The sequence below is a fragment of the Phytobacter sp. RSE-02 genome (assembly GCF_040578655.1).
GTDB lineage: Bacteria > Pseudomonadota > Gammaproteobacteria > Enterobacterales > Enterobacteriaceae > Phytobacter > Phytobacter diazotrophicus.
This window is the reverse complement of record NZ_JBEULY010000006.1, coordinates 157,086-180,007: the sequence shown is the minus strand read 5'-3', so window position 1 is coordinate 180,007 and position 22,922 is coordinate 157,086. Positions and strand designations below refer to the sequence as shown.

Here is a 22,922-nt window from a genome sequence, read left to right as displayed (position 1 = left end):
GTCGCTAACAATATTGAAAGTCCTATTTTACAGGGTGTGACATTTTCAATATTGGTGATTAATGTTTTATCCCGTAATTAAATGGTGTGATATCTGTATTTACCATCGCCGATATGGACGACGATTCCTTCATGATTTCTGGAGAGGCAATGAAGATAATTACTTGTTACAAGTGCGTACCTGATGAACAGGATATTGCGATCAATAACGCGGATGGTTCGTTAGATATTAGTAAAGCGGATTCCAAAATTAGCCAATACGATTTGAATGCGATTGAAGCTGCTTGCCAGTTAAAACAGCAGTCCGGAGACGCGCAAGTGATCGCCATGAGTGTTGGCGGTAAGGCGTTGACTAATGCGAAAGGACGCAAAGATGTGCTTTCGCGCGGCCCGGACGAACTGATTGTTGTGATTGATGATGCGTTTGAGAATGCGCTGCCGCAGCAAACCGCAGTGGCGTTAGCGCAGGCAGCGAAAAAATCCGGCTTTGATCTGATTATTTGTGGCGACGGTTCCTCCGATCTCTATGCCCAACAGGTCAGTCTGCTGCTGGGTGAAATGCTGCACATTCCGGCAATCAACGGCGTCAGTAAAATTTTATCGCTGGTGGATAACACGCTGACCGTTGAGCGCGCTCTGGAAGACGAGATCGAAACCCTGAGCATACCGCTTCCGGCGGTCATTGCGGTCTCTACGGATATTAACTCCCCGCAAATTCCTTCCATGAAAGCCATTCTGGGCGCGGCCAAAAAACCGGTTCAGGTCTGGACGACAGCAGATATTGGTTTTACCCACGGGGAAGCGAACTCCGTGCAACAGATCGCTGCGCCGGGACAACGTGAGCGCCAGCGCATCGTTATTGAAGGTGATGGCGAAGAACAAATCGCCGTATTTGCTGACCATCTGCGCAAGATCATCAATTAAAAGGGGATGTTATGAGCAAGTTTTCCACTGTATGGGTATTCAGCGATACCGTTTCCCGGCTGGCTGATTTGATGGGCGGCGCACGCATGTTGGGCGAACAGATCAATGTATTTGTGCTCAGTGAAACCGACAGTGCCACAGCATTCCACCTGGGGGCCGATAGCGTCTGGCATCTCAGCGGTAAACCGGAAGACCGCATGATTGAAGATTATGCGGACGCCATGGCGGCGACCATTCGCCAGCAGGGTTCGAAAGGGCTGGTACTGCTGCCCAATACACGTCGGGGCAAATTACTGGCGGCAAAATTGGGTTTCCGCCTGACGGCCGCAGTCTCTAATGATGCCAATGCCGTCGCCATCGCGGGTGATAACGCTTTGGTAAAACATATGGTGTATGGCGGACTTGCCATTGGCGAAGAAACGCTACGTTCTTCTTTCGCCGTGATTACGCTCAGCAGCGGCACATTTGAGCCGGCGCAGCCAGACACTTCGCGAAGCGGCGTGGCGCAGACTGTCGCATGGCAGTCGCCGGAAATCACCGTCATTCGCACTGCAACTCAGGCTCGCCAGAACAGTAACGTTGATCTTGATAAAGCGCGCTGGGTTGTCAGCGTCGGACGCGGTATCGGTAGCAAGGAGAATATCTCGCTGGCAACAGCGTTGTGCCAGTCCATTGGTGCGGAGTTGGCCTGTTCGCGTCCGGTCGCTGAAAACGAAAAATGGATGGAACACGAACGCTATGTCGGCATTTCTAACCTGATGCTCAAACCGGAATTGTACCTGGCTGTAGGCATCTCCGGTCAGATTCAGCACATGGTGGGCGCAAACGGTGCACAGACGATTTTTGCCATTAACAAAGACAAAAATGCGCCGATTTTCCAGTATGCCGATTACGGTATCGTCGGCGATGCGCTGAAAATTTTACCCGCACTGACAGCCGCATTAGCGCGCTAATTCCTTAAGCAGAGCGGTGACCGCTCTGTTATTACAGGTAATTTCTGGAGTTTTTATGTCAGAAGATATTTTTGACGCCATCATCGTGGGGGCGGGGGTGGCGGGCTCGGTGGCAGCGCTGGTGCTTGCCAGGGAAGGTGCGCAAGTACTGGTGATTGAGAGGGGCAATTCCGCCGGAGCGAAAAATGTAACTGGCGGGCGTATTTACGCCCATAGTCTCGAACGTATTATTCCCGGTTTTGCCGGGCATGCTCCCGTCGAACGCCTGATTACACATGAAAAGCTCTCGTTTATGACCGATAAGGGAGCAATGACGGTTGATTACCTCAACGGCGATCACGGTGAACCTGAGCAAGCCTCTTATTCCGTCTTACGCAGTAAATTTGATGCCTGGCTGATGGAGCAGGCAGAAGAGGCGGGAGCGCAATTGATCACCGGGATCCGCGTTGACAATGTCGTGCAACGTGATGGCAAAGTGGTTGGCGTGGAAGCCGATGGCGACATTCTGGAAGCGAAAGTCGTGATTCTGGCGGATGGTGTGAATTCCTTGCTGGCTGAACAACTGGGCATGGCGAAACGCGTTACGGCTTCGAATGTTGCGGTTGGGGTTAAAGAACTCATCGAATTGCCAAAAACGGTCATTGAAGATCGTTTCCAGTTACAGGGCAACGAAGGGGCGGCCTGGCTATTTGCCGGCGCACCGACAGATGGCCTGATGGGGGGCGGGTTCCTCTATACCAATCAAACGACAATTTCGCTTGGGTTAGTATGCGGTCTGCATCATCTCAAAGAGGCCAAAAAATCAGTCCCGCAAATGCTGGAGGATTTTAAACAGCACCCTGCCGTCGCGCCGTTGATTAGCGGCGGCAAAATGGTGGAATACGCCGCTCATGTTGTTCCGGAATCCGGGATGAATATGCAGCCTGAACTGGTTGGCGACGGTGTCCTGATCGCGGGTGATGCCGCCGGCATGTGTATGAATCTTGGTTTCACCATTCGTGGCATGGACCTGGCCGTGGCGGCAGGGGAAGCCGCCGCGAAAACGGTACTTTCCGCGATACAAAGTAACAATTTCAGCCGTCAGGGGCTTTCGGCTTATCGTCAGCTCCTTGATGACGGTCCGATGCGGGATATGCGTATGTATCAGCGTTTACCTGCCTTCCTCGATAACCCGCGCATGTTTACCCGTTACCCAGAAATGGCGGTTGGCGTGGCACGCGATCTGTTTACCGTCGATGGTACCGCCCCGGTAGCAATGCGTAAGAAAATCCTTCGGCATGCCAAAAAGGTCGGTTTTATCAACTTGATAAAGGATGGTCTAAAAGGAGCGACTGTACTATGACTTCCCCCGTCAATGTGGACATCAAACTGGGTGTTAACAAATTCAACGTGGATGAAGAAAACCCACACATCATTTTAAAAACCGACCCCGATAAGCAGGTGCTGGAGGTGTTAGTTAAAGCCTGTCCTGCGGGCCTGTACAAAAAGCAGGATGACGGCAGCGTGCGTTTTGATTACGCCGGATGCCTGGAGTGCGGTACCTGTCGGATTTTGGGGTTGGATACGGTCCTCGAAAAATGGGACTACCCACGCGGTACGTTTGGTGTGGAGTTTCGCTACGGCTAAAACCGGTGCCGGATAACAGAGATTTATCCGGCCTATAAAAACTACGTGAAGTATTGGCTGGAGAAGGTGCTTTTGCCGGGCCATTCGGCACTTGAGGTGACAAACCTCGTATTTTGCCGTTGAGACAGGACATAACCATGCAGCAGATCAGAAATTTTGATGATATCCAATTCTCATCTATTCACCGTCGAATCATGTTGTGGGGAAGCGGCGGACCTTTCCTGGATGGGTATGTGCTTGTCATGATTGGCGTTGCACTGGAGCAGCTCACGCCAGCATTAAAGCTGGATGCACAGTGGCTGGGATTGTTGGGGGCGGGAACGCTGGCGGGTCTGTTTGTCGGCACCTCGTTGTTTGGCTACATCTCAGACAAAGTGGGGCGACGGAAAATGTTCCTCATCGATATCATTGCCATTGGGGTGATATCGGTGGCCACGATGTTTGTCTCCTCGCCCATGGAATTGCTCATTATGCGAGTGCTGATTGGCGTAGTGATTGGCGCGGATTACCCTATCGCAACCTCCATGATCACTGAATTTTCCAGTACCCGCCAACGAGCTTTCTCAATCAGTTTTATTGCTGCGATGTGGTATGTCGGCGCGACCTGTGCCGATCTGGTCGGTTATTGGTTGTACGATGTGGACGGCGGATGGCGCTGGATGCTGGGGAGTGCGGTAATCCCTTGTATCATGATCCTGATTGGGCGTTTTGATCTTCCAGAATCTCCGCGCTGGCTCCTGCGTAAAGGGCGGGTGAAAGAGTGTGAGGAGATGATGATTAAACTGTTTGGCGAGCCGGTAGCGTTCGATGATGAACCACCACAAGAAACTCGCTTCTTACAACTGTTTAATCGTCGTCACTTCCCGTTTGTCTTGTTTGTCGCCGCTATCTGGACGTGCCAGGTTATTCCGATGTTCGCCATCTATACCTTTGGTCCGCAGATTGTTGGCCTGCTGGGGTTGGGCGTCGGGAAAAGCGCGGCGCTGGGCAATGTGGTGATCAGCTTGTTCTTTATGCTGGGCTGCATTCCACCGATGTACTGGCTGAACAGCATGGGGAGGCGACCGCTACTGATCGGCAGCTTTATGATGATGACACTGGCGCTGGCCGTGCTGGGATTGATCCCTGAAATGGGTATCTGGCTGGTGGTTGCGGCATTCGCGGTATATGCCTTTTTCTCCGGCGGGCCAGGAAATCTCCAGTGGCTTTACCCGAATGAGCTGTTCCCGACCGATATTCGCGCCTCTGCCGTTGGCGTCATCATGTCCCTGAGCCGGATTGGTACCATTCTTTCAACCTGGGCGCTGCCGATTTTTATCACTAAATATGGGATCAGTTACGTCATGCTGATGGGGGCGGGAATTTCGCTCGTTGGCCTGCTCATCTCCATCGCTTTTGCACCGGAGACGCGTGGTTTGACGCTTGCTCAGACGGGGAGTATGACGATTCGACGCAATTCCCTGAATTAAGTCAAACCTTCAGAGTGTTCTGTATTTTCTTTTAAGGTCAGTCAGTTAGTCTAAAGTTACCCTGTATTTAACTGAAAACGACTGAAAAGCAGGGGAGAACACCATGCGAACGAAACTGTTATTAACGTCACTGTTTACTGCTGCCACGCTCTTTACCGTTGCCGGTTGTTCATCCAATCAGGCTGTAAAAACCACCGATGGCAAAACTATCGTGACTGATGGCAAACCGGAAATCGATAGCGACACCGGCCTGGTCTCTTACAAAAATGCGGAAACGGGTAAAACCGAGCAGATTAACCGCGACCAGGTGAAGAACATGAGTGAACTGGACAATTAATTTCACTCCGTGCCAGAAAGCGTCCCGCCATTAGCGCGGGACTTTTTTTGTCTCACCCCTCAGTGGCGGCAGACCGGTAACGCCAGCCCCTCTCGCTGTTTTAGCCGCTTTTCTGACCGGTGCTACGCTGGTGCCTGCTAATCCCGCACAGATTGTCGCTGTTAGCACGACGATTAACTGTCTACACTCAAAGAAAAAAGTGTGCAGTGAAAACAGGTTAATCGATGATTCTGATAATTTATGCCCATCCCTATCCGCAGTATTCCCATGCGAATAAGCGGATGATTGAGCATGCAGGGACTCTGGAGGGGGTGGAAATTCGCTCTCTTTATCACCTCTACCCCGATTTCAATATTGATATCGCCGCCGAGCAGGAGGCATTGAACCGTGCTGACCTGGTTGTCTGGCAACATCCCATGCAATGGTACAGTGTACCGCCGCTCCTCAAATTATGGATTGATAAAGTCCTGGCCCACGGCTGGGCATATGGCCATGGCGCGCGTGCGTTGCAGGGGAAAAGTCTGTTATGGGCCGTGACCACAGGCGGCGGGGATCAGCACTTTGATATTGGTTCACACCCCGGCTTTGATGTTCTGGGACAGCCATTACAGGCCACGGCGCTCTATTGCGGGATGAACTGGTTGCCGTCGTTTGCCACTCACTGCACCTTCATTTGCGACGACGAAACTCTGCAGGCGCAGGCCCGTCGCTACAAACAATTGTTGCTCGACTGGCAGGAGACCCACCATGGATAGTCATACGCTTATTCAGGCGCTGATTTACCTGGGGGCGGCCGCGCTCATCGTACCGATCGCGGTACGCCTGGGGCTGGGGTCCGTGCTGGGTTATCTGATCGCCGGTTGTATTATTGGTCCGTGGGGCTTACGCCTGGTCACTGACGCTGAATCTATCCTCCACTTCGCTGAAATCGGCGTGGTGTTGATGTTGTTTGTGATTGGCCTTGAGCTGGATCCCCAGAGACTGTGGAAGTTGCGCGTGTCGGTCTTTGGCGGCGGCGCGTTGCAAATGGCCTCCTGCGGCGTTTTGTTGGGGGCGTTTTGTATGGTGCTGGGGCTCGACTGGCCGGTGGCGCTGCTTATCGGCCTGACGCTGGCGCTCTCCTCAACCGCGATTGCCATGCAGGCGATGAATGAGCGTAACCTGACCGTTTCGCAAATGGGGCGTAGTGCCTTTTCCGTGCTGCTTTTCCAGGATATCGCGGCCATTCCACTGGTGGCAATGATTCCGCTACTGGCCAGCAGTGGCGCATCCACAACGGTGGGGGCGTTTGCCCTGTCGGCGTTGAAAGTGGTTGGCGCGCTGGCGCTGGTGGTCGTGCTGGGGCGCTATGTCGCACGTCCGGCACTGCGTTTTGTTGCCCGCTCCGGATTACGTGAAGTATTCAGCGCCGTGGCGCTGTTTCTGGTATTCGGCTTCGGTTTGTTGCTGGAAGAGGCTGGTCTTTCCATGGCGATGGGGGCGTTCCTGGCTGGCGTGCTGCTGGCAAGCTCGGAATACCGTCATGCGCTGGAAAGCGATATCGAACCCTTTAAAGGTCTGCTGCTGGGGCTCTTTTTTATCGGCGTCGGTATGTCGATAGACTTTGGCACCCTGGTCACTCATCCGCTGCGTATCCTGCTTTTGCTGGTCGGTTTTCTGGTCATTAAAACCCTCATTCTCTGGCTGATTGCTCGCCCGCTGAGTGTGCCTGGCAAACAGCGGCGCTGGTTTGCGGCACTGCTGGGGCAGGGCAGTGAGTTCGCGTTTGTGGTTTTTGGTGCAGCACAAATGGCAGGCGTGCTCGACCCGGAGTGGGTCAAAGCCTTGACGCTGGCTGTGGCGTTGTCCATGGCGGCGACGCCTGTGCTGTTAGTCCTGTTGACGCGTCTGGAAAGCGCTGCCACCGGACAAGCGCGTGAAGCCGATGAGATTGACGAAGATGAACCGCGGGTTATTGTGGCCGGATTCGGCCGCTTCGGCCAAATTGCCGGGCGTCTGCTACTCTCTAGTGGAGTCAAAATGGTTGTTCTCGATCACGACCCGGACCACATTGAAACGCTGCGCAAATTCGGCATGAAAGTCTTTTATGGCGATGCGACGCGCGTGGATCTGCTGGAGTCAGCCGGTGCCGGAAAAGCCGAAGTGCTGATCAACGCGATTGACGATCCGCAGGCCAATCTCCAGCTTACTGAGCTGGCGAAAACCCATTTCCCGGCGCTGCGTATTATTGCCCGTGCCCGCGACGTCGATCACTACATTCGTCTTCGCCAGGCGGGTGTTGAGAAGCCGGAGCGTGAAACATTTGAAGCGGCGTTGAAAGCCGGGCGAATGGCGCTCGAAGGGTTAGGTCTGGGGCCTTATGAGGCGCGTGAGCGTGCCGACCTTTTCCGCCAGTTCAACACCCAGATGGTTGAGGAGATGGCCGGAGTGGATAACACCGCTCAGGCCAGAGCGGATGTCTTTAAACGCACCAGTGCGATGTTGACGGAGATTATCAGCGAAGACCGGGCGCATCTGTCCGTGGTCCAGCGCCATGGCTGGCAGGGGACCAAAGAGGGCCGTCACACGGGGGATGTCGCCGATGAACCTGAGGCGAAACCACAGCCATAGCGCGTGTTACGGCTGATTGACGGTTAAGGGTTTGCTTCGCGAAAAAGTGGAAAGCAAGGTATGCGATCGTGCAGCGCGGGTTTGCTTACAGATTACGAAAATTTTCTGTCTCTTTACCCTGTCGCCAGTCGACGAAAGAATGCGCTTTCCGTATAGTGGCGACAATTTTTTGCATCCGGGAAATTATCAATGATCAGTCTGATTGCGGCGTTAGCGGTGGATCGCGTCATTGGCATGGAGAATGCCATGCCATGGAACCTACCTGCCGATCTCGCCTGGTTCAAACGTAATACGCTAAACAAACCAGTGGTTATGGGACGCCTGACATGGGAGTCGATTGGGCGCCCGCTGCCAGGTCGTAAAAACATTGTCATCAGCAGCAAGCCAGGCACTGACGATCGCGTACAGTGGGTCACCTCGGTTGACGCGGCGATTGCCGAGTGCGGTGACGCGGAAGAGATCATGGTGATCGGCGGTGGCCGTGTTTATGAGCAGTTCCTGCCGAAGGCACAAAAGCTCTATCTGACGCACATTGATGCCGAAGTCGAAGGGGATACCCATTTTCCGGATTACGATCCGGATGACTGGGAGTCGGTATTTAGCGAGTTTAACGATGCGGATGAGCAGAATTCTCACAGCTATTGCTTCGAGATTCTGGAACGTCGGTAATTGTCTGCCCCGGTAGCGCGTTGCGCGCCGGGGCGACAGCATACCTTCTTAAGAGGCGACCGCCTCGTCTTCACCTAAATCCATCTGACGGTTCGACGGTTGTACAAACCAGGCCTGGTCTTCCCAGCGCAGGCAGGTTAGTGTGCCGCCCCAGCAACAGCCGGTATCCAGTGCGTAAATGCCTTCTGGCGTGCCTTTCCCTTCCAGTGATGCCCAGTGACCAAACACGACGCTGTACGCCTGCGAGACAGGTCCGGGAATGGTAAACCAGGGCTTCAACGGTGCCGGTGCGTATTCCGGCACATCTTTGCAATACATATCCAGCTCCCCGTTCGGGAAACAGTAGCGCATCCGCGTAAAGGCATTGCTGATAAAACGCAGCCGTGCCATTCCGCTCAGTTCCGTTGACCAACTGTTCGGATAGTCGCCATACATCCCGTCAAGGAAGAACGGGTAGGAGTCGCTGGAGAGAATGGCTTCAACGTCGCGTGCACATTGCTGAGCCGTCTCCAGATCCCACTGCGGCGTGATACCCGCATGGGCCATCACCAGCTTTTTCTCCTCGTCGACCTGCAACAGCGGCTGACGACGCAGCCAGTTGATGAGGTCGTCGGCATCGGGCGCTTCCAGAAGCAAATTAAGCCGGTCTTTGGGTTTATTGCGGCTGATGCCGGCAAACACCGCCAGCAGGTGCAGATCGTGGTTGCCGAGGACCAGGCGAACGCTGTCGCCCAGCGATTTAACGTAGCGCAATACATCCAGCGAGCCGGGGCCGCGCGCGACTAAATCACCCGTTAACCATAAGGTGTCCTGCCCAGGTACAAACTGCACCTGATTTAACAATGCGAGCAGTTCATCATAGCAACCATGAACGTCGCCAATAAGATATGTAGACATTGTCTCAGTGGATTAGTGTTTGAACGGCAAGTCGGAAGACCGGGATAGCGATGCGGAACGCCTTCCCTTGCGCATCGATCATTTCATAATGGCCTTCCATGGTACCAAACGGCGTTTCAATTACCGCACCGCTGGTATACTGATATTCTCCGCCGGGTTCAATGTGCGGCTGAACGCCGACCACACCTTCACCCTGAACCTCAGTTTCACGGCCATTCCCGTTGGTGATAAGCCAGTACCGTTTAAGCAACTGGACCGGCGCTCGCCCCAGATTCCGAATAGTGATGGTGTAAGCGAAAACATAGCGTTCTTCATCGGGTGAAGATTGCGATTCAATATAGACACTTTGCACCTGAACAGAAACTCGGGGCGAATTGATCATGACTTAACTCTCCTTCGGCGGCGCATTATCAGTCAGATAGTTCGCCATCTTGCAATACTGCGCAACAGAGATGTTTTCCGCACGCATCGCCGGATCAACGCCCAGCTCCGTCAATACCTCAACGGAGAAGAGATTACCAAGGCTGTTGCGGATCGTTTTACGGCGCTGGTTAAAGGCTTCCGTCGTGATCCGACTCAGCACCCGGACTTCTTTGACCGGATGTGGCAACGTGCGATGTGGTACCAGGCGCACGACAGCGGAATCCACCTTAGGCGGTGGGGTAAAGGCTGTTGGCGGCACTTCCAGCACCGGAATAATCTGGCAATAGTATTGCGCCATGACGCTTAAACGACCATACGCCTTACTGTTTGGCCCTGCAACCAGACGATTGACGACCTCTTTTTGCAACATAAAGTGCATGTCGGCAATGGCATCAGTATAGCTAAACAGATGGAACATTAGCGGCGTTGAGATGTTATAAGGCAGGTTGCCAAATACGCGCAGCGGCTGACCCATAGTCTGCGACAGCTCGCCAAAATTCATGGTCATCGCATCTTGCTGAAAAATCGTCAGCTTTGGCCCGAGAAACGGGTGTGTTTGCAGACGTGCAGCCAGATCGCGGTCCAGTTCGATAACGGTGAGCTTATCCAGACGTTCACCTACCGGCTCGGTCAGCGCGGCAAGGCCCGGGCCGATTTCGACCATCGCCTGGCCTTTTTGCGGATTGATAGCTGAAACAATACTGTCGATCACAAACTGATCGTTGAGGAAGTTTTGCCCGAAGCGTTTACGGGCTAAGTGGCCCTGATGGACTCGATTAGTCATTGAGTATTAACAATCATGGTGATGGCGAGATTAAGCGCCGTGATAAAACTGCCGACATCGGCTTTTCCCTGGCCCGCCAGTTCCAGCGCGGTGCCATGATCAACAGATGTACGAATAAAAGGTAAACCGAGCGTGATGTTCACGCCACGGCCAAAGCCCTGGTATTTTAGCACGGGCAGGCCCTGATCGTGGTACATCGCCAGTACGGCGTCGGCATTATCAAGATATTTAGGCTGAAAAAGCGTATCGGCAGGCAGTGGACCACTAAGATTCATGCCTTTTGCGCGCATTTCATCAAGAACCGGAATGATCGTATCGATCTCTTCGGTGCCCATATGTCCGCCTTCCCCGGCGTGTGGGTTCAGGCCGCACACCAGAACATGTGGCTGGCGGATACCAAACTTTTGCTGCAAATCGGTATACAAAATGGTGATGACCTCGCGCAGCAAATCTGGCGTGATGGCCTCTGCAACCGCTTTGATGGGCAGATGGGTCGTGGCCAGCGCAACGCGGAGTTCCTCTGTTGCCAGCATCATCACAACTTTGCTAACGCGCGAACGCTCTTCGAAGAACTCGGTATGTCCGGTAAACGGCGTACCCGCGTCGTTGATCACCCCTTTATGCACGGGGCCGGTGATCAGCGCAGCAAACTCGCCGCTCAGGCAACCATCGCAGGCACGGGCCAGTGTGTCGACCACGTATGGCCCATTTTTGACCTCCAGCTCACCCGGCACTACTGACGTTTTGAGTGCAACGGGTAATACGGTGAGGCTGCCTGCCTGTTGTGCACGGGCCGGTTGTCCGGCGTGGTACTCGCGCAGGACGAGGGGCAAACCCAGCAGCGCCGCACGCCCGGTGAGCAGCGTTGGATCTGCACACACCACTAACTCTACGGGCCAGTCACGCTGGGCGAGTTGTACGACTAAATCAGGACCAATCCCGGCGGGTTCGCCGGGAGTGATAACGACACGATGTGCGTTCATTAGTTGCTCAGGATTTTAACGTAAGCACTGGCGCGCTGTTCCTGCATCCAGGTTGCCGCTTCTTCGGAGAATTTGCGGTTCATCAGCATGCGGTAAGCGCGATCTTTTTGCGCAGCATCGGTTTTATCCACGTTACGGGTATCCAGTAGCTCAATCAGATGCCAGCCAAAAGAGGAGTGTACCGGGCCGCTCATCTGACCACGGCTAAGCTTCATCAACGCATCACGGAATGCCGGATCGTAGATATCTGCTGCCGCCCAGCCCATATCGCCGCCCTGATTGGCAGAACCTGGATCCTGAGAGAACTCTTTTGCCGCCGCAGCAAAGGTGGTTTTACCGCTCTTGATGTCCGCCGCGATCTGTTCCAGTTTCACGCGAGCCTGGTCGTCACTCATGATCGGCGACGGTTTCAGCAGAATGTGGCGAGCGTGAACTTCGGTCACGGAAATGCTCTGGCTTTGGCCACGCAGATCGTTCACTTTCAGAATATGGAAGCCAACGCCTGAACGGATGGGGCCAATGATGTCGCCTTTTTTCGCCGTGCTAAGCGCCTGAGCGAAGATTGACGGCAGTTCCTGAATACGCCCCCACCCCATCTGGCCGCCTTTCAGCGCCTGCTGGTCGGCAGAGTAGGTAATCGCCAGTTTACCGAAATCGCCGCCTTTACGCGCTTCGTCAACGATAGAACGTGCCTGGCTTTCTGCTTCATTTACCTGGTCAGAGGTTGGGTTTTCCGGCAACGGAACCAGAATGTGGCTCAGGTTCAATTCGGTACTGGCGTCGTTTTGGTTGCCTACTTGTTTCGCGAGCGCTTCAACTTCCTGCGGCAGCACGGTGATGCGGCGGCGAACTTCGTTGTTGCGGACTTCGGAAATGATCATCTCTTTGCGGATTTGGCTACGGTAGGTGTTGAAATTCACACCGTCGTAAGCCAGACGGCTGCGCATCTGATCCATGGAGATATTGTTTTGTTTGGCGATATTGGCGATGGCCTGATCGAGTTGATCATCGGTCACCTTGATGTTCATTTTCGTCGCCATTTGCAGAATGATTTGATCCATGATCAGACGTTCAAGAATCTGATGACGCAGCGTAGCGTCATCAGGCAATTGTTGACCCGCCTGGCCCGCGTTAAGTTTCACGGATTGCATCAAACCATCAACGTCGCTTTCGAGCACCACGCCGTTATTCACGACGGCAGCTACTTTATCGACAACTTGCGGTGCAGCGAAACTGGTATTCGCAACCATAGCGATACCGAGAAGCAGCGTTTTCCAGTTCTTCATACTTTTTCCATTTCAATTAACCGATAACTTTGCAAATCAACCACATCATAACGAGCTACGGTACGGCAGAATGTTCGAGCGCAGCATTTGATGCGTGCCCAGGCCGTAATTTGAGCTCAAACCGCGCAACTCAATGTTGAAACCGATGACGTTGTCATACTTGCTTTGGTTGTTTTCCCAGCCGTTGATTTTGCGTTCATACCCAACGCGAATCGCATAACAGCAGGAGTTATACTGCAGACCTAACATCTGGTCGGCAGGCTTGCTTGTATGGGTATCGTAGTAGTAAGCCCCGACGACAGACCAGCGATCGACGATCGGCCAGCTTGCCGCAGCACCGACTTGCGAAATGCCGTCTTTGTACTGCGGCAGGGTCCATGTTGTATCATTTTTGTCTCTTGGAAGTGTCGCTTGAATGTATTCCGGGCTGGCATAGCGATAGCTGAGCTGTACCATACGGTCTTCATCACGGCGATATTCAATTGACGCGGTGCTGTTAGCGATATTGTCCAGACGCGTGTCATACTGCACGCCGCCACGTAAGCCCCAGCGATCCGAAATGCGCCAGTAGGTATCTCCCGCCCATACCAGTGAACCCGTTTTGTTGTCTTTCTCCCAGTTTATGTTGTCATCGCCAGTGCGTGACTCCGTGAAATAGTAGATTTGACCAACAGAAACGTTAAAACGTTCAACAGAAGCGTCATCATAAATACGGGATGTGACGCCGGTGGTAACCTGGTTTGCCGATGCGATACGATCCAGACCGCCGTAGGTACGGTCGCGGAACAGGCCGCTGAAGTCGGATTGCAACAAAGATGAGTCGTAGTTTTTGATAGTGCTCTGGTTGCGATACGGTATGTAAAGGTACTGTGCGCGCGGCTCCAGTGTCTGGCTATACCCCTCCGCAAGAGTCATATCACGCTCGAAAATCAGCTTCCCGTCAACCTTAAACTGCGGCAACACACGGTTAACGGAATCTTTATAATCAGTACCGTTCGCCGCGTTGTAGGCATCAAGATTGGTTTGCTGATAGTGAGTCGCCATCAGCTTCGCCTCAGTATCGAGGCTGCTCCAGTTATTCGACAGAGGCAGATTTAACGTTGGTTCAAGATGAACACGCGTGGATTCCGGGTAAGTTCCGTTGGTATTAACAAAATGCACCGCCTGACCATAGATATGTGCATCAAACGGACCCAGGTCGTTTTTGTAGTAATTCACGTCTAGCTGTGGTTCTGCGGCGTAAGAATTACTGTTCTGCCGGTTAAATACCTGGAACTGTTTGGTCGATACGGTGGCGTTAAAATTCTCCAGCCAATAACCCATGCTGAATTTCTGGGTGGCGTAACCGTCGGTACTGGTACCGTATTTCGACGAAAAATCGTTAAAATAGTATGGATCGCTGACTTTGGTGTAATCGACGTTAAAACGCCAAACCTGGTCCATCACGCCAAAGTGATTCCAGTAGAATAACCAGCGATGACGATTCGACTCGGCAGGATAGTCGTCCTGATAGACGTTATCCGACGGTAGATAGTCAAATTCGATGAGCCCTGTTCCCGCTCGCGTCAGGTAGCGGAATTCGTTCTGCCACTGAGTGTTACCGCGTTTTTGAATGTAATGCGGCGTGATGGTCGCATCGAAGTTGGGGGCGATATTCCAATAGTACGGTAAATAAAATTCAAAGCCGTTGTTCGTGCCGTACTTGGCATTCGGAATTAAGAAACCAGAACGGCGCTTGTCACCCACCGGCAATTGCAGATACGGGCTGTAGAAAACCGGCACCGGGCCGAGTTTAAAGCGCGCGTTCCAGATCTCTGCGACCTGTTCTTCACGGTCATGGATGACTTCGCTACCCACGACGCTCCAGGTATTTGAACCCGGTAAGCAGGAGGTGAATGAACCGTTTTCAAGGATGGTGTAACGGTTTTCGCCACGCTGTTTCATCAGGTCTGCATCACCACGTCCCTGGCGTCCCACCATCTGGTAGTCGCCTTGCCAGACGTTGGTGTCTTTCGTATTTAAATTTGACCAGGCTTTCGGACCTTTCAGGATGACCTGATTGTCGTCGTAGTGCACATTACCCAGTGCATCCACTGTACGCACCGGGTCAGGCTGGCCTTCCACCTGTTTCTGGTGAAGTTGAACTTCATCAGCACGCAGGCGGCTATTGCCCTGATTAATATCCACATTGCCTTTAAAATTGGCGTCGTCAGGGTAGTTACCTTTGGCGTCATCGGCATTGATGGTCACAGGCAGATTATTAGTATCGCCTGTCACCAATGGACGGTTATAGCTCGGAACGCCAAGCATACATTGCGAGGCGAGACTGGCTGTCATCCCTTGTTGACTATAAAGGGCTGTGCCGATCATTGTGGCCAGGAGGGTGGGAATACGTTTTTTCATACGTTGTATTTGTTGTTCCGTCATCTGTGGCTTTACGCTGGCAAACGGTCAGAGACTAACGTACTCATCTTCGCAGCGCTAGTTAATCCTGCCCGTTTTCGAGCCAGGTCAGAGAAGACTGTGCCTGTGCACGGCATAGAATGACGGGTATGATAAAGCAAATTTTAGCCGACGGCATGACGATTTGGGGAGTATATGCAGTATTGGGGAAAAGTGGTTGGTGTGGTTTTCGCTCTGATCATGGGCGGAGGCTTTTGGGGCGCGGTTCTCGGGCTGTTAATCGGCCATATGTTTGATAAGGCTCGCAGCCGAAAAATGGCGTGGTTTGCCAATCAACGGGAACGTCAGACGCTCTTTTTTGCCACCACCTTCGAGGTGATGGGCCATTTAACAAAGTCCAAAGGTCGCGTGACGCAGGCTGATATTCAGGTTGCCAGTCTGTTTATGGACCGGATGAACCTGCATGGTGACTCGCGTGCGGCCGCGCAGCAGGCGTTTCGCGTGGGCAAAGCGGATAACTACCCATTACGTGACAAAATGCGTCAGTTTCGCAGTGTTTGCTTCGGACGCTTTGATTTAATCAGAATGTTCCTGGAAATCCAGATTCAGGCGGCATTCGCCGATGGCTCGCTGCATCCTAATGAGCGCGAAGTGCTGTACGTCATTGCCGAAGAACTGGGGATCTCTCGTGGTCAGTTCGATCAGTTTTTGCGCATGATGCAGGGGGGGGCGCAGTTTGGCGGTGGCTATCAGCAGCAAGCGGGCGGCGGCTGGCAGCAGCAGGCGCAACGAGGCCCTACGCTTGAAGATGCCTGTAATGTGCTGGGTGTGAAGCCAACGGATGATGCCACCACCATTAAGCGCGCCTACCGTAAGCTGATGGGCGAGCACCATCCGGATAAGCTGGTGGCGAAAGGGCTGCCGCCGGAGATGATGGAGATGGCGAAGCAGAAAGCGCAGGAGATTCAGAAGGCTTATGAACTCATTAAAGAGCAGAAAGGGTTTAAGTAAGTTGCGGGCTAGCTTACTTGCCAGATTATCCCCGGGCTGTGCTCGCAATCCTCACGTACTTTGAGTACGCTCCGGTTGCTGCGCGCAGGCCGTTAATAATCTGCCTGCGCCGCTGACGCCCGCCGTCGATGGCCTGGCGGTAGGCTTCGCAATAACCCCGGGAGCCGGCGTAAAACGCCTCGCCCGGGCTACCTGCTGGTTTTGACGGTAGCCCGGAGAAAACGCAGCCGCCATCCGGGACCGTAAGCCGCGTTAAGTCAAAAATCCACCGGCGCCCTGAACGTCATGCTGTTGCCATACGCCGGGTGGGTTATCGTCAACGTTTCCGCATGCAGTAACAGGCGTGGCGCCAGAGCAAGAGCCTCTGGCATCGCGTAAAACCTGTCGCCCAGAATCGGATGCCCCAACGCCAGCATATGCACACGCAATTGGTGCGAGCGACCGGTAATCGGCTTAAGCCGCACGCGCGTGGTATTGTCGGCGGCGAATTCCAGCACTTCATACTCGGTCTGCGCGGGTTTACCGGTCTCGTAGCAGACTTTCTGCTTCGGACGATTCGGCCAGTCGCAAATCAGAGGCAGATCGACAAGCCCCTCGTCGTGCTCCAGGTGTCCCCAAACGCGCGCCACATACTGCTTTTTCGGTTCGCGCTCGCGAAACTGGCGCTTGAGCTCGCGCTCCGCCGCTTTGGTCAGAGCCACCACAATCACGCCGCTGGTCGCCATGTCCAGACGATGCACAGATTCCGCCTGCGGGAAATCGCGCTGAATACGCGTCATCACGCTGTCTTTATGCTCTTCAAGACGCCCAGGAACAGACAACAACCCGCTCGGCTTGTTGACCACCATAATGTGCTCATCCTGATAGAGGATGGTTAGCCAGGGATCCTGAGGCGGATTGTAGGACTCCATTACCATAGCCTGCTCCGTTACTGATGCGTCACCACGATAAGACGCAGCGCGTCAAGACGCCAGCCTGCCTGAGAAAGGCTTTCCAGCACCTGCAGGCGGTTGCTCTCAATAGCGCTCAGCTCGTCATCACGAATATTCGGGTTAACGGCTTTAAGGGCTTCGAGGCGCGACAGTTCCGCTGACAGTTTTTCATCCGCTTCGCGCTTCGCGGCGTCGATCAATGCCTGTGCGGCTTTCTCGACCTGCGCTTCACCTTTTTGCAGAATGGTGTGCACATCCTGCTGTACGGCGTTCACCAGCTTGCTACCGGTGTGGCGATTAACCGCGCTGAGCTGACGGTTGAAACTCTCGAACTCGACCTGTGTGGCAAGGTTAGTGCCGTTTTTATCCACCAGCAGACGAATCGGCGTCGGCGGCAGGAAGCGGTTAAGCTGCAGTTGTTTCGGCGCCTGTGCCTCAACGACATAAATCAGTTCCAGCAGCAGTGTACCGACAGGCAGCGCCTTGTTTTTCAACAATGAAATGGTGCTGCTACCAGTATCGCCAGAGAGAATCAGATCCAGCCCGTTGCGAATCAGCGGATGTTCCCAGGTAATAAACTGCGCATCTTCGCGGGACAGTGCCACCTCACGCTCAAAGGTGATGGTGCAGCCATCTTCCGGCAGGCCCGGAAAATCCGGTACCAGCATATGGTCGGATGGCGTCAGCACAATCATGTTCTCGCCGCGATCGTCCTGGTTGATACCGACGATATCGAACAGGTTCATGGCGAAATTGATAAGCCCGGTATCATCGTCCTGCTCTTCAATGCTTTCTGCCAGCGCCAGCGCTTTTTCACCGCCGTTGGAGTGGATTTCCAGCAGACGGTCCCGACCTTGCTCAAGCTGCGCTTTCAGCGCGTCATGCTGCTCGCGGCAGGCCTTGATAAGGTCATCAAAACCGTCGGTATTTTCCGGCGATGCAAGGTAATTAATCAGATCGGTGTGGACCTTGTCGTAAATCGTCCGCCCTGTCGGGCAGGTGTGTTCGAACGCGTCCAGGCCTTCGTGGTACCAACGCACCAGCACGGATTGCGCCGTTTTTTCCAGATAAGGCACGTGGATCTGAATGTCATGCGCCTGGCCGATACGATCCAGACGACCGATACGCTGTTCGAGCAGATCCGGGTTGAACGGCAGATCGAACATGACCAGATGGCTGGCAAACTGGAAGTTACGTCCTTCGGAACCGATTTCAGAGCACAGCAACACCTGCGCGCCGCTGTCTTCTTCGCTAAACCAGGCCGCTGCACGGTCACGTTCTACAATCGACATGCCTTCATGGAACACTGCGGCACGGATACCTTCACGCTCGCGCAACACCTGCTCCAGTTGCAGCGCGGTGGCCGCTTTGGCGCAGATCACCAGAACCTTCTGTGAACGATGACTGGTCAGATAGCCCATCAGCCATTCGACGCGAGGATCGAAGTTCCACCAGGTACCGCTGTCGCCTTCGAATTCCTGATAGATCTGTTCCGGGTAGAGCATATCGCGGGCACGGTCTTCAGCACTTTTACGCGCGCCCATGATGCCGGAGACCTTAATTGCCGTCTGATACTGGGTCGGTAGCGGCAGCTTGATGGTGTGCAGTTCACGTTTCGGGAAGCCTTTCACGCCGTTACGGGTGTTACGGAACAGCACGCGGCTGGTGCCGTGGCGGTCCATTAACATCGAAATCAGCTCCTGACGCGCTGCCTCAGCGTCGTCACGGTCACTGTTGGCAGCCTGCAGCAGCGGCTCGATGTCCTGTTCGCCAATCAGGTCGCTGAGCGTATTGAGCTCGGTATCACTCAGGTGTTTGCCCGCCAGTAACAAGGCAACCGCATCAGCAACCGGGCGATAGTTCTGTTGTTCATCAACGAACTGAGCGAAATCGTGGAAACGGTTTGGATCCAACAAGCGCAGGCGCGCAAAGTGGCTCTCAAGGCCGAGTTGCTCCGGTGTCGCGGTAAGCAGCAAAATGCCCGGCACGCGCTCAGCAAGCTGTTCAATGGCCTGGTATTCGCGGCCTGGAGCCTCTTCGCTCCACACCAGGTGATGGGCTTCATCCACCACCATTAAATCCCATTCGGCGTCACACAGGTGCTCCAGGCGCTGTTTATTACGGCGCACGAAGTCCAGTGAGCAAATCACCAGTTGTTCTGTTTCAAATGGGTTGTCGGCATCGTGCTGCGCTTCGGCATAGCGTTCGTCATCAAACAGCGCAAAGCGCAGGTTGAAGCGACGCAGCATTTCGACCAGCCACTGGTGCTGCAGCGTTTCCGGCACGATGATCAGCACACGTTCTGCTGCGCCAGACAACAACTGCTGGTGGAGGATCATCCCGGCTTCAATGGTTTTACCTAAGCCAACTTCGTCCGCCAGCAGGACACGTGGCGCATGGCGACGGCCAACATCGTGGGCGATATGCAACTGGTGAGGGATCAGGCTGGTACGCTGGCCGCGCAGCCCGCTCCACGGCATACGGTACTGTTCACTTTGATATTTACGCGCGCGATAACGCAGCGCGAAACGGTCCATACGGTCGATTTGCCCGGCGAACAGGCGGTCTTGCGGTTTGCTAAAGACCAGTTTGCTGTCGAGAAAGACCTCGCGCAGCATGACGTTGGTTTCCTGCGTATCCAGGCGCGTACCGGTATAGGCGAGCAGGCCGTTTTCTTCTTTTACGTCTTCAACAGTTAGCTGCCAGCCTTCGTGGCTGGTTACCGTATCGCCAGGATTAAACATGACGCGTGTAACGGGGGAATCGCTGCGTGCATACAGACGATTTTCTCCCGTCGCGGGAAAAAGCAGAGTAACGGTTCGCGCATCCATCGCTACGACTGTACCCAGTCCGAGTTCGCTTTCCGTGTCGCTTATCCAGCGTTGACCAAGTGTAAAGGGCATAAATTGAACTCTATATCTCAAATTGCAGGCAATAGTTCGTCACCGCCTGAGAATCAGGCGGACGGCTAAGTTTGGGGCCAGGAATAGAAAGGGCGCTATGGTACTGGATGGCAATGCTTTCGTCACTCTCGTTATGCCCGTTGTTTTGCAAGTCACCACGTTGTTGGCACGTTGATCACCTTGTTCGCTGTACGCCGAAAACCAGCCCAACAATGGTCGTGAAGCAACCCGCAATCCAGAGGCTCGAAGGCTGGCCCTCTGTTACTGTGCCAGCCGGATACCAAGTCAAAACAGTCCCAGTTGCCCTGTCAGTAGTGTAGCAAAATCATCGTCGGTGAAGGGCAGTATTCCATCAGCGACTGGCTGAAGTTGTTTGGTCAGATAGTGGTCGTAATCCAGGGGGGATTGCTGATAATCCACCGGTTCCGGCCCCTGCGTCGTCCAGACATATTTGATGGTGCCCCGATTTTGATACTGGGGCGGGCGGCCGCGTTTCAGATTCTGTTCATCTGCGAGTCGTGCTGCGCGAACATGAGGCGGCACGTTACGCTCGTAATCGGCTAACGGGCGGCGCAGGCGCTTGCGGTAGACCAGCAGCGCATCCAGCTCGCCTGCCATCAGCTTATCGATTGTTTCGCGCACATAGTCCTGATAGGGCTCATTGCGAAAGATACGTAAATAAAGTGTCTTTTGAAATTGCTGCGCCAGCGGCGTCCAGTCGGTTCGTACGGTCTCCAGCCCTTTGAACACCATCCGTTGTTCTTCACCTTCCTGTATTAATCCGGCGTAGCGCTTTTTACTTCCCTGCTCAGTGCCGCGAATGGTCGGCATTAAAAAACGGCAAAAGTGGGTTTCGAATTCCAATTCCAGCGCACTGGTCAAGTGCTCAGCGGACAGATGTGCCTCCCACCAGTTGTTCACATAGGCCACCAGTTCTTGACCAATACGTGCCGCATCGGCCTCATTATGTGCTTTTTTTAGCCAGACAAAGGTGGAATCCGTATCGCCGTAAATGACGTCATAGCCCTGAGACTCAATCAGCGCTTTGGTCTGCCGCATGATCTCGTGGCCGCGCATGGTGATCGATGAAGCAAGACGCGGATCGAAAAAACGGCAGGCGCTGGTACCCAGCACGCCGTAAAACGCATTCATGATGATCTTAAGCGCCTGAGACAGCGGTTTGTTTCCCACTCGTTTGGCTTCATCGCGGCCATGCCAGATTTGACCGACGATCCCGGGCAGGCAATGGGTCTGCCGGGAAAAGCGTGCGCCCAGAAAGCCGCTTGTGCTGTGTTCAGGATCCGGATGCGCCATCCCTTCCACCAGACCGACCGGATCGATCAAAAAAGTGCGGATGATCGAGGGATACAGGCTTTTGTAGTCCAGCACCAGCACGGAATCGTACAGTCCCGGGCGTGAGTCCATTACATAGCCGCCGGGACTAGCCTGCGGTGGCACATCACCAAGGTTTGGCGCGACATATCCCGCGCGGTGCATCCGTGGAAAATAGAGATGGCTAAACGCCGCCACCGAACCGCCATGTCTGTCAATCGCCAGACCGTTCACCGTAGCGCGTTCCAGCAAGAACGGCATAATGTCCGTTTTGTGAAAGATGCGCGTAACCAGTTCACAATCTTTCAGGTTATAGGTGGCAAGGGCGGGCTTGTTCTCGGCGAAACGGCGATCGATTTCGTCCATGCGATCCCATGGGTTATCGATCGCTTTGCCTTCACCCAGTAACTCCTGCGATACCGTTTCCAGCGAAAAAGAGGAGAAATTCCAGAAAGCGGATTTAAGCGCTTCAATCCCGTCGATAATCACCCTGCCAGTTGCCTGGGCGAAGAAAACGCCGTTTTTAAACCCGTGCTCGCGCCATTCGAGCGGTTGATTGCCGCGCCCGAGTAATAAAGGCAGGCGATAACGTTCCGCGCTTTTTTGCAGCACGCGCAGGTCGAACTGCACGACGTTCCAGCCGATAATCACGTCGGGATCGTGCAGCGCAAACCAGGCGTTGAGCTTTTCCAGCAGTTGCGGGCGGCTGGCGACATACTCAAGAGTGAAATCCAGTCCGCTGGCATCACCGTTTTCCGGACCGAGCATATAGACCGTGCGCTGGCCGCACCCCTCCAGCCCGATACAGTAAAGTTCGCCGTTACGGGTGGTTTCGATATCCAGCGAGACCCATTTGAGGGGCGGGCGGTAATGCGGATTAGGTTTCAGGCGCGCGTTGGTCAGTTGCTCGCCGCGCGGCTCGCCATCCACCCATACCGGCGCGGTAATAAAGCGCTCCATCAAAAAGCGTTCTGGCGGGCGGACGTCGGCTTCATAAACCGTAACGCCACCGTCGCGCAGCAGCTTTTCATAGCGCATCAACTGGCGGTGCGCCCGACAATATAGCCCGTGAACGGGCTGGCGGTGGAAATCCTTAAGTTGCAGCGGTGTGAGGCGGTACTGGTTTTCTCCGGCGAGTAAACGCTGTGCCTGGCTGACTTGCGCACTGGGGATAAACGCAACCGATTCTTGTGGCGGCAAAAAGACCTGTAGCGGCCCGTTGTCCGTCGCCAGCCAGAATTCCACCTCGGTTCCCTGTGGCGTGTCCCGCCAGTGTCGGGTCAGTAAAAAGCCTTCTCGCGCTTGCGTCACACCATTCTCTCATCGCCTCATTATCGGCGAGATTATAGCCTGGTTTGCCCGGAGATACTGATTTTTTGTA

The 22,922-nt window shown here is 54.1% G+C and carries 19 protein-coding genes; 10 read left to right on the top strand and 9 right to left on the bottom strand.

Features of this window, described 5'->3' with window-relative positions:
* Positions 1-149 precede the first annotated feature (149 nt).
* The 9 genes from ABU190_RS15010 (at position 150) to folA (ending at position 8,587) form a co-directional block, all read left to right on the top strand.
* Positions 150-923 (top strand): electron transfer flavoprotein FixA, encoded by a 774-nt coding sequence (locus ABU190_RS15010; RefSeq protein WP_354691723.1) that lies wholly within the window; start codon positions 150-152, stop codon positions 921-923.
* Positions 924-934: 11 nt separating this feature from the next.
* Positions 935-1,876, top strand: coding sequence for an electron transfer flavoprotein subunit alpha/FixB family protein (locus ABU190_RS15005; RefSeq protein ID WP_039078317.1), 942 nt, complete (start codon positions 935-937; stop codon positions 1,874-1,876).
* A 55-nt stretch (positions 1,877-1,931) separates the two neighbouring features.
* Positions 1,932-3,218: an FAD-dependent oxidoreductase FixC gene (gene fixC, locus ABU190_RS15000; RefSeq protein WP_354691722.1), complete on the top strand. Its 1,287-nt coding sequence runs from the start codon at positions 1,932-1,934 to the stop codon at positions 3,216-3,218.
* Positions 3,215-3,502 carry a ferredoxin-like protein FixX gene (gene fixX / locus ABU190_RS14995; RefSeq protein WP_039078319.1) on the top strand — a complete coding sequence of 96 codons (288 nt, stop codon included), beginning with the start codon at positions 3,215-3,217 and terminating at the stop codon, positions 3,500-3,502. The genes fixC and fixX overlap by 4 nt, the downstream gene beginning before the upstream one ends.
* A 137-nt stretch (positions 3,503-3,639) precedes the next feature.
* Entirely contained in the window at positions 3,640-4,971 is a 1,332-nt protein-coding gene (locus ABU190_RS14990) for an MFS transporter (protein ID WP_335254954.1), read from the top strand.
* 103 nt (positions 4,972-5,074) lie between these two features.
* On the top strand, positions 5,075-5,308 hold the full coding sequence (locus ABU190_RS14985) for a YgdI/YgdR family lipoprotein (protein ID WP_039078321.1): 234 nt from the start codon (positions 5,075-5,077) through the stop codon (positions 5,306-5,308).
* A 224-nt stretch (positions 5,309-5,532) separates the two neighbouring features.
* Positions 5,533-6,063, top strand: a complete 531-nt coding sequence (gene kefF / locus ABU190_RS14980) for a glutathione-regulated potassium-efflux system oxidoreductase KefF (protein WP_354691721.1) — start codon at positions 5,533-5,535, stop codon at positions 6,061-6,063.
* The gene (gene kefC / locus ABU190_RS14975) at positions 6,056-7,918 is read left to right on the top strand and encodes a glutathione-regulated potassium-efflux system protein KefC (RefSeq protein ID WP_354691720.1); all 1,863 of its coding nucleotides are present in this window, start codon (positions 6,056-6,058) and stop codon (positions 7,916-7,918) included. Before kefF ends, kefC begins: the two co-directional genes overlap by 8 nt.
* Positions 7,919-8,107: 189 nt before the next feature.
* A complete protein-coding gene (gene folA, locus ABU190_RS14970) occupies positions 8,108-8,587 on the top strand; it encodes a type 3 dihydrofolate reductase (RefSeq protein WP_039078324.1) in 480 nt (159 codons plus the stop codon).
* Between the two features lie 48 nt (positions 8,588-8,635).
* Here folA and apaH read toward each other — a convergent pair whose 3' ends face one another.
* Genes apaH through lptD form a run of 6 tightly spaced genes read right to left on the bottom strand, consistent with a single transcriptional unit; the run spans position 8,636 to position 15,363 of the window.
* Positions 8,636-9,484 carry a bis(5'-nucleosyl)-tetraphosphatase (symmetrical) ApaH gene (apaH, locus tag ABU190_RS14965; protein WP_354691719.1) on the bottom strand — a complete coding sequence of 283 codons (849 nt, stop codon included), beginning with the start codon at positions 9,482-9,484 and terminating at the stop codon, positions 8,636-8,638.
* 4 nt (positions 9,485-9,488) lie between these two features.
* Positions 9,489-9,866, bottom strand: coding sequence for a Co2+/Mg2+ efflux protein ApaG (gene apaG / locus ABU190_RS14960; RefSeq protein ID WP_039078326.1), 378 nt, complete (start codon positions 9,864-9,866; stop codon positions 9,489-9,491).
* Between the two features lie 3 nt (positions 9,867-9,869).
* Positions 9,870-10,691: a 16S rRNA (adenine(1518)-N(6)/adenine(1519)-N(6))-dimethyltransferase RsmA gene (rsmA, locus tag ABU190_RS14955; RefSeq protein ID WP_039078327.1), complete on the bottom strand. Its 822-nt coding sequence runs from the start codon at positions 10,689-10,691 to the stop codon at positions 9,870-9,872.
* Positions 10,688-11,674 (bottom strand): 4-hydroxythreonine-4-phosphate dehydrogenase PdxA, encoded by a 987-nt coding sequence (pdxA, locus tag ABU190_RS14950; protein ID WP_354691718.1) that lies wholly within the window; start codon positions 11,672-11,674, stop codon positions 10,688-10,690. The genes rsmA and pdxA overlap by 4 nt, the downstream gene beginning before the upstream one ends.
* A complete protein-coding gene (gene surA, locus ABU190_RS14945) occupies positions 11,674-12,960 on the bottom strand; it encodes a peptidylprolyl isomerase SurA (RefSeq protein WP_107224014.1) in 1,287 nt (428 codons plus the stop codon). Before surA ends, pdxA begins: the two co-directional genes overlap by 1 nt.
* Before the next feature lie 45 nt (positions 12,961-13,005).
* Entirely contained in the window at positions 13,006-15,363 is a 2,358-nt protein-coding gene (gene lptD / locus ABU190_RS14940; protein WP_354691717.1) for an LPS assembly protein LptD, read from the bottom strand.
* 195 nt (positions 15,364-15,558) lie between these two features.
* On the opposite strand from lptD, the gene djlA reads away from it, so the two are divergent.
* The gene (gene djlA, locus ABU190_RS14935) at positions 15,559-16,374 is read left to right on the top strand and encodes a co-chaperone DjlA (protein WP_047371858.1); all 816 of its coding nucleotides are present in this window, start codon (positions 15,559-15,561) and stop codon (positions 16,372-16,374) included.
* 257 nt (positions 16,375-16,631) lie between these two features.
* Here djlA and rluA read toward each other — a convergent pair whose 3' ends face one another.
* The 3 genes from rluA to polB all read right to left on the bottom strand — a co-directional run bounded on the left by rluA (position 16,632) and on the right by polB (position 22,852).
* Complete coding sequence (rluA, locus tag ABU190_RS14930; protein ID WP_354691716.1) at positions 16,632-17,291, bottom strand: bifunctional tRNA pseudouridine(32) synthase/23S rRNA pseudouridine(746) synthase RluA; 660 nt, start codon at positions 17,289-17,291, stop codon at positions 16,632-16,634.
* An 11-nt stretch (positions 17,292-17,302) separates the two neighbouring features.
* Positions 17,303-20,209 (bottom strand): RNA polymerase-associated protein RapA, encoded by a 2,907-nt coding sequence (gene rapA, locus ABU190_RS14925; protein WP_354691715.1) that lies wholly within the window; start codon positions 20,207-20,209, stop codon positions 17,303-17,305.
* A 285-nt stretch (positions 20,210-20,494) separates the two neighbouring features.
* Positions 20,495-22,852 carry a DNA polymerase II gene (gene polB, locus ABU190_RS14920; protein WP_354691714.1) on the bottom strand — a complete coding sequence of 786 codons (2,358 nt, stop codon included), beginning with the start codon at positions 22,850-22,852 and terminating at the stop codon, positions 20,495-20,497.
* Between the last annotated feature and the right edge of the window lie 70 nt (positions 22,853-22,922).

Bases quoted from the DNA above. Each gene is read 5' to 3' on its own strand.
- kefF (WP_354691721.1), top strand. From the start codon at position 5,533: ATGATTCTGATAATTTATGCCCATCCCTATCCGCAGTATTCCCATGCG.
- ABU190_RS14990 (WP_335254954.1), top strand. From the start codon at position 3,640: ATGCAGCAGATCAGAAATTTTGATGATATCCAATTCTCATCTATTCAC.
- rsmA (WP_039078327.1), bottom strand. From the start codon at position 10,691: ATGACTAATCGAGTCCATCAGGGCCACTTAGCCCGTAAACGCTTCGGG.
- apaG (WP_039078326.1), bottom strand. From the start codon at position 9,866: ATGATCAATTCGCCCCGAGTTTCTGTTCAGGTGCAAAGTGTCTATATT.
- lptD (WP_354691717.1), bottom strand. From the start codon at position 15,363: ATGAAAAAACGTATTCCCACCCTCCTGGCCACAATGATCGGCACAGCC.
- kefC (WP_354691720.1), top strand. From the start codon at position 6,056: ATGGATAGTCATACGCTTATTCAGGCGCTGATTTACCTGGGGGCGGCC.
- rluA (WP_354691716.1), bottom strand. From the start codon at position 17,291: ATGGTAATGGAGTCCTACAATCCGCCTCAGGATCCCTGGCTAACCATC.
- fixX (WP_039078319.1), top strand. From the start codon at position 3,215: ATGACTTCCCCCGTCAATGTGGACATCAAACTGGGTGTTAACAAATTC.
- pdxA (WP_354691718.1), bottom strand. From the start codon at position 11,674: ATGAACGCACATCGTGTCGTTATCACTCCCGGCGAACCCGCCGGGATT.
- surA (WP_107224014.1), bottom strand. From the start codon at position 12,960: ATGAAGAACTGGAAAACGCTGCTTCTCGGTATCGCTATGGTTGCGAAT.
- ABU190_RS14985 (WP_039078321.1), top strand. From the start codon at position 5,075: ATGCGAACGAAACTGTTATTAACGTCACTGTTTACTGCTGCCACGCTC.
- folA (WP_039078324.1), top strand. From the start codon at position 8,108: ATGATCAGTCTGATTGCGGCGTTAGCGGTGGATCGCGTCATTGGCATG.
- rapA (WP_354691715.1), bottom strand. From the start codon at position 20,209: ATGCCCTTTACACTTGGTCAACGCTGGATAAGCGACACGGAAAGCGAA.
- djlA (WP_047371858.1), top strand. From the start codon at position 15,559: ATGCAGTATTGGGGAAAAGTGGTTGGTGTGGTTTTCGCTCTGATCATG.
- ABU190_RS15005 (WP_039078317.1), top strand. From the start codon at position 935: ATGAGCAAGTTTTCCACTGTATGGGTATTCAGCGATACCGTTTCCCGG.
- apaH (WP_354691719.1), bottom strand. From the start codon at position 9,484: ATGTCTACATATCTTATTGGCGACGTTCATGGTTGCTATGATGAACTG.
- ABU190_RS15010 (WP_354691723.1), top strand. From the start codon at position 150: ATGAAGATAATTACTTGTTACAAGTGCGTACCTGATGAACAGGATATT.
- fixC (WP_354691722.1), top strand. From the start codon at position 1,932: ATGTCAGAAGATATTTTTGACGCCATCATCGTGGGGGCGGGGGTGGCG.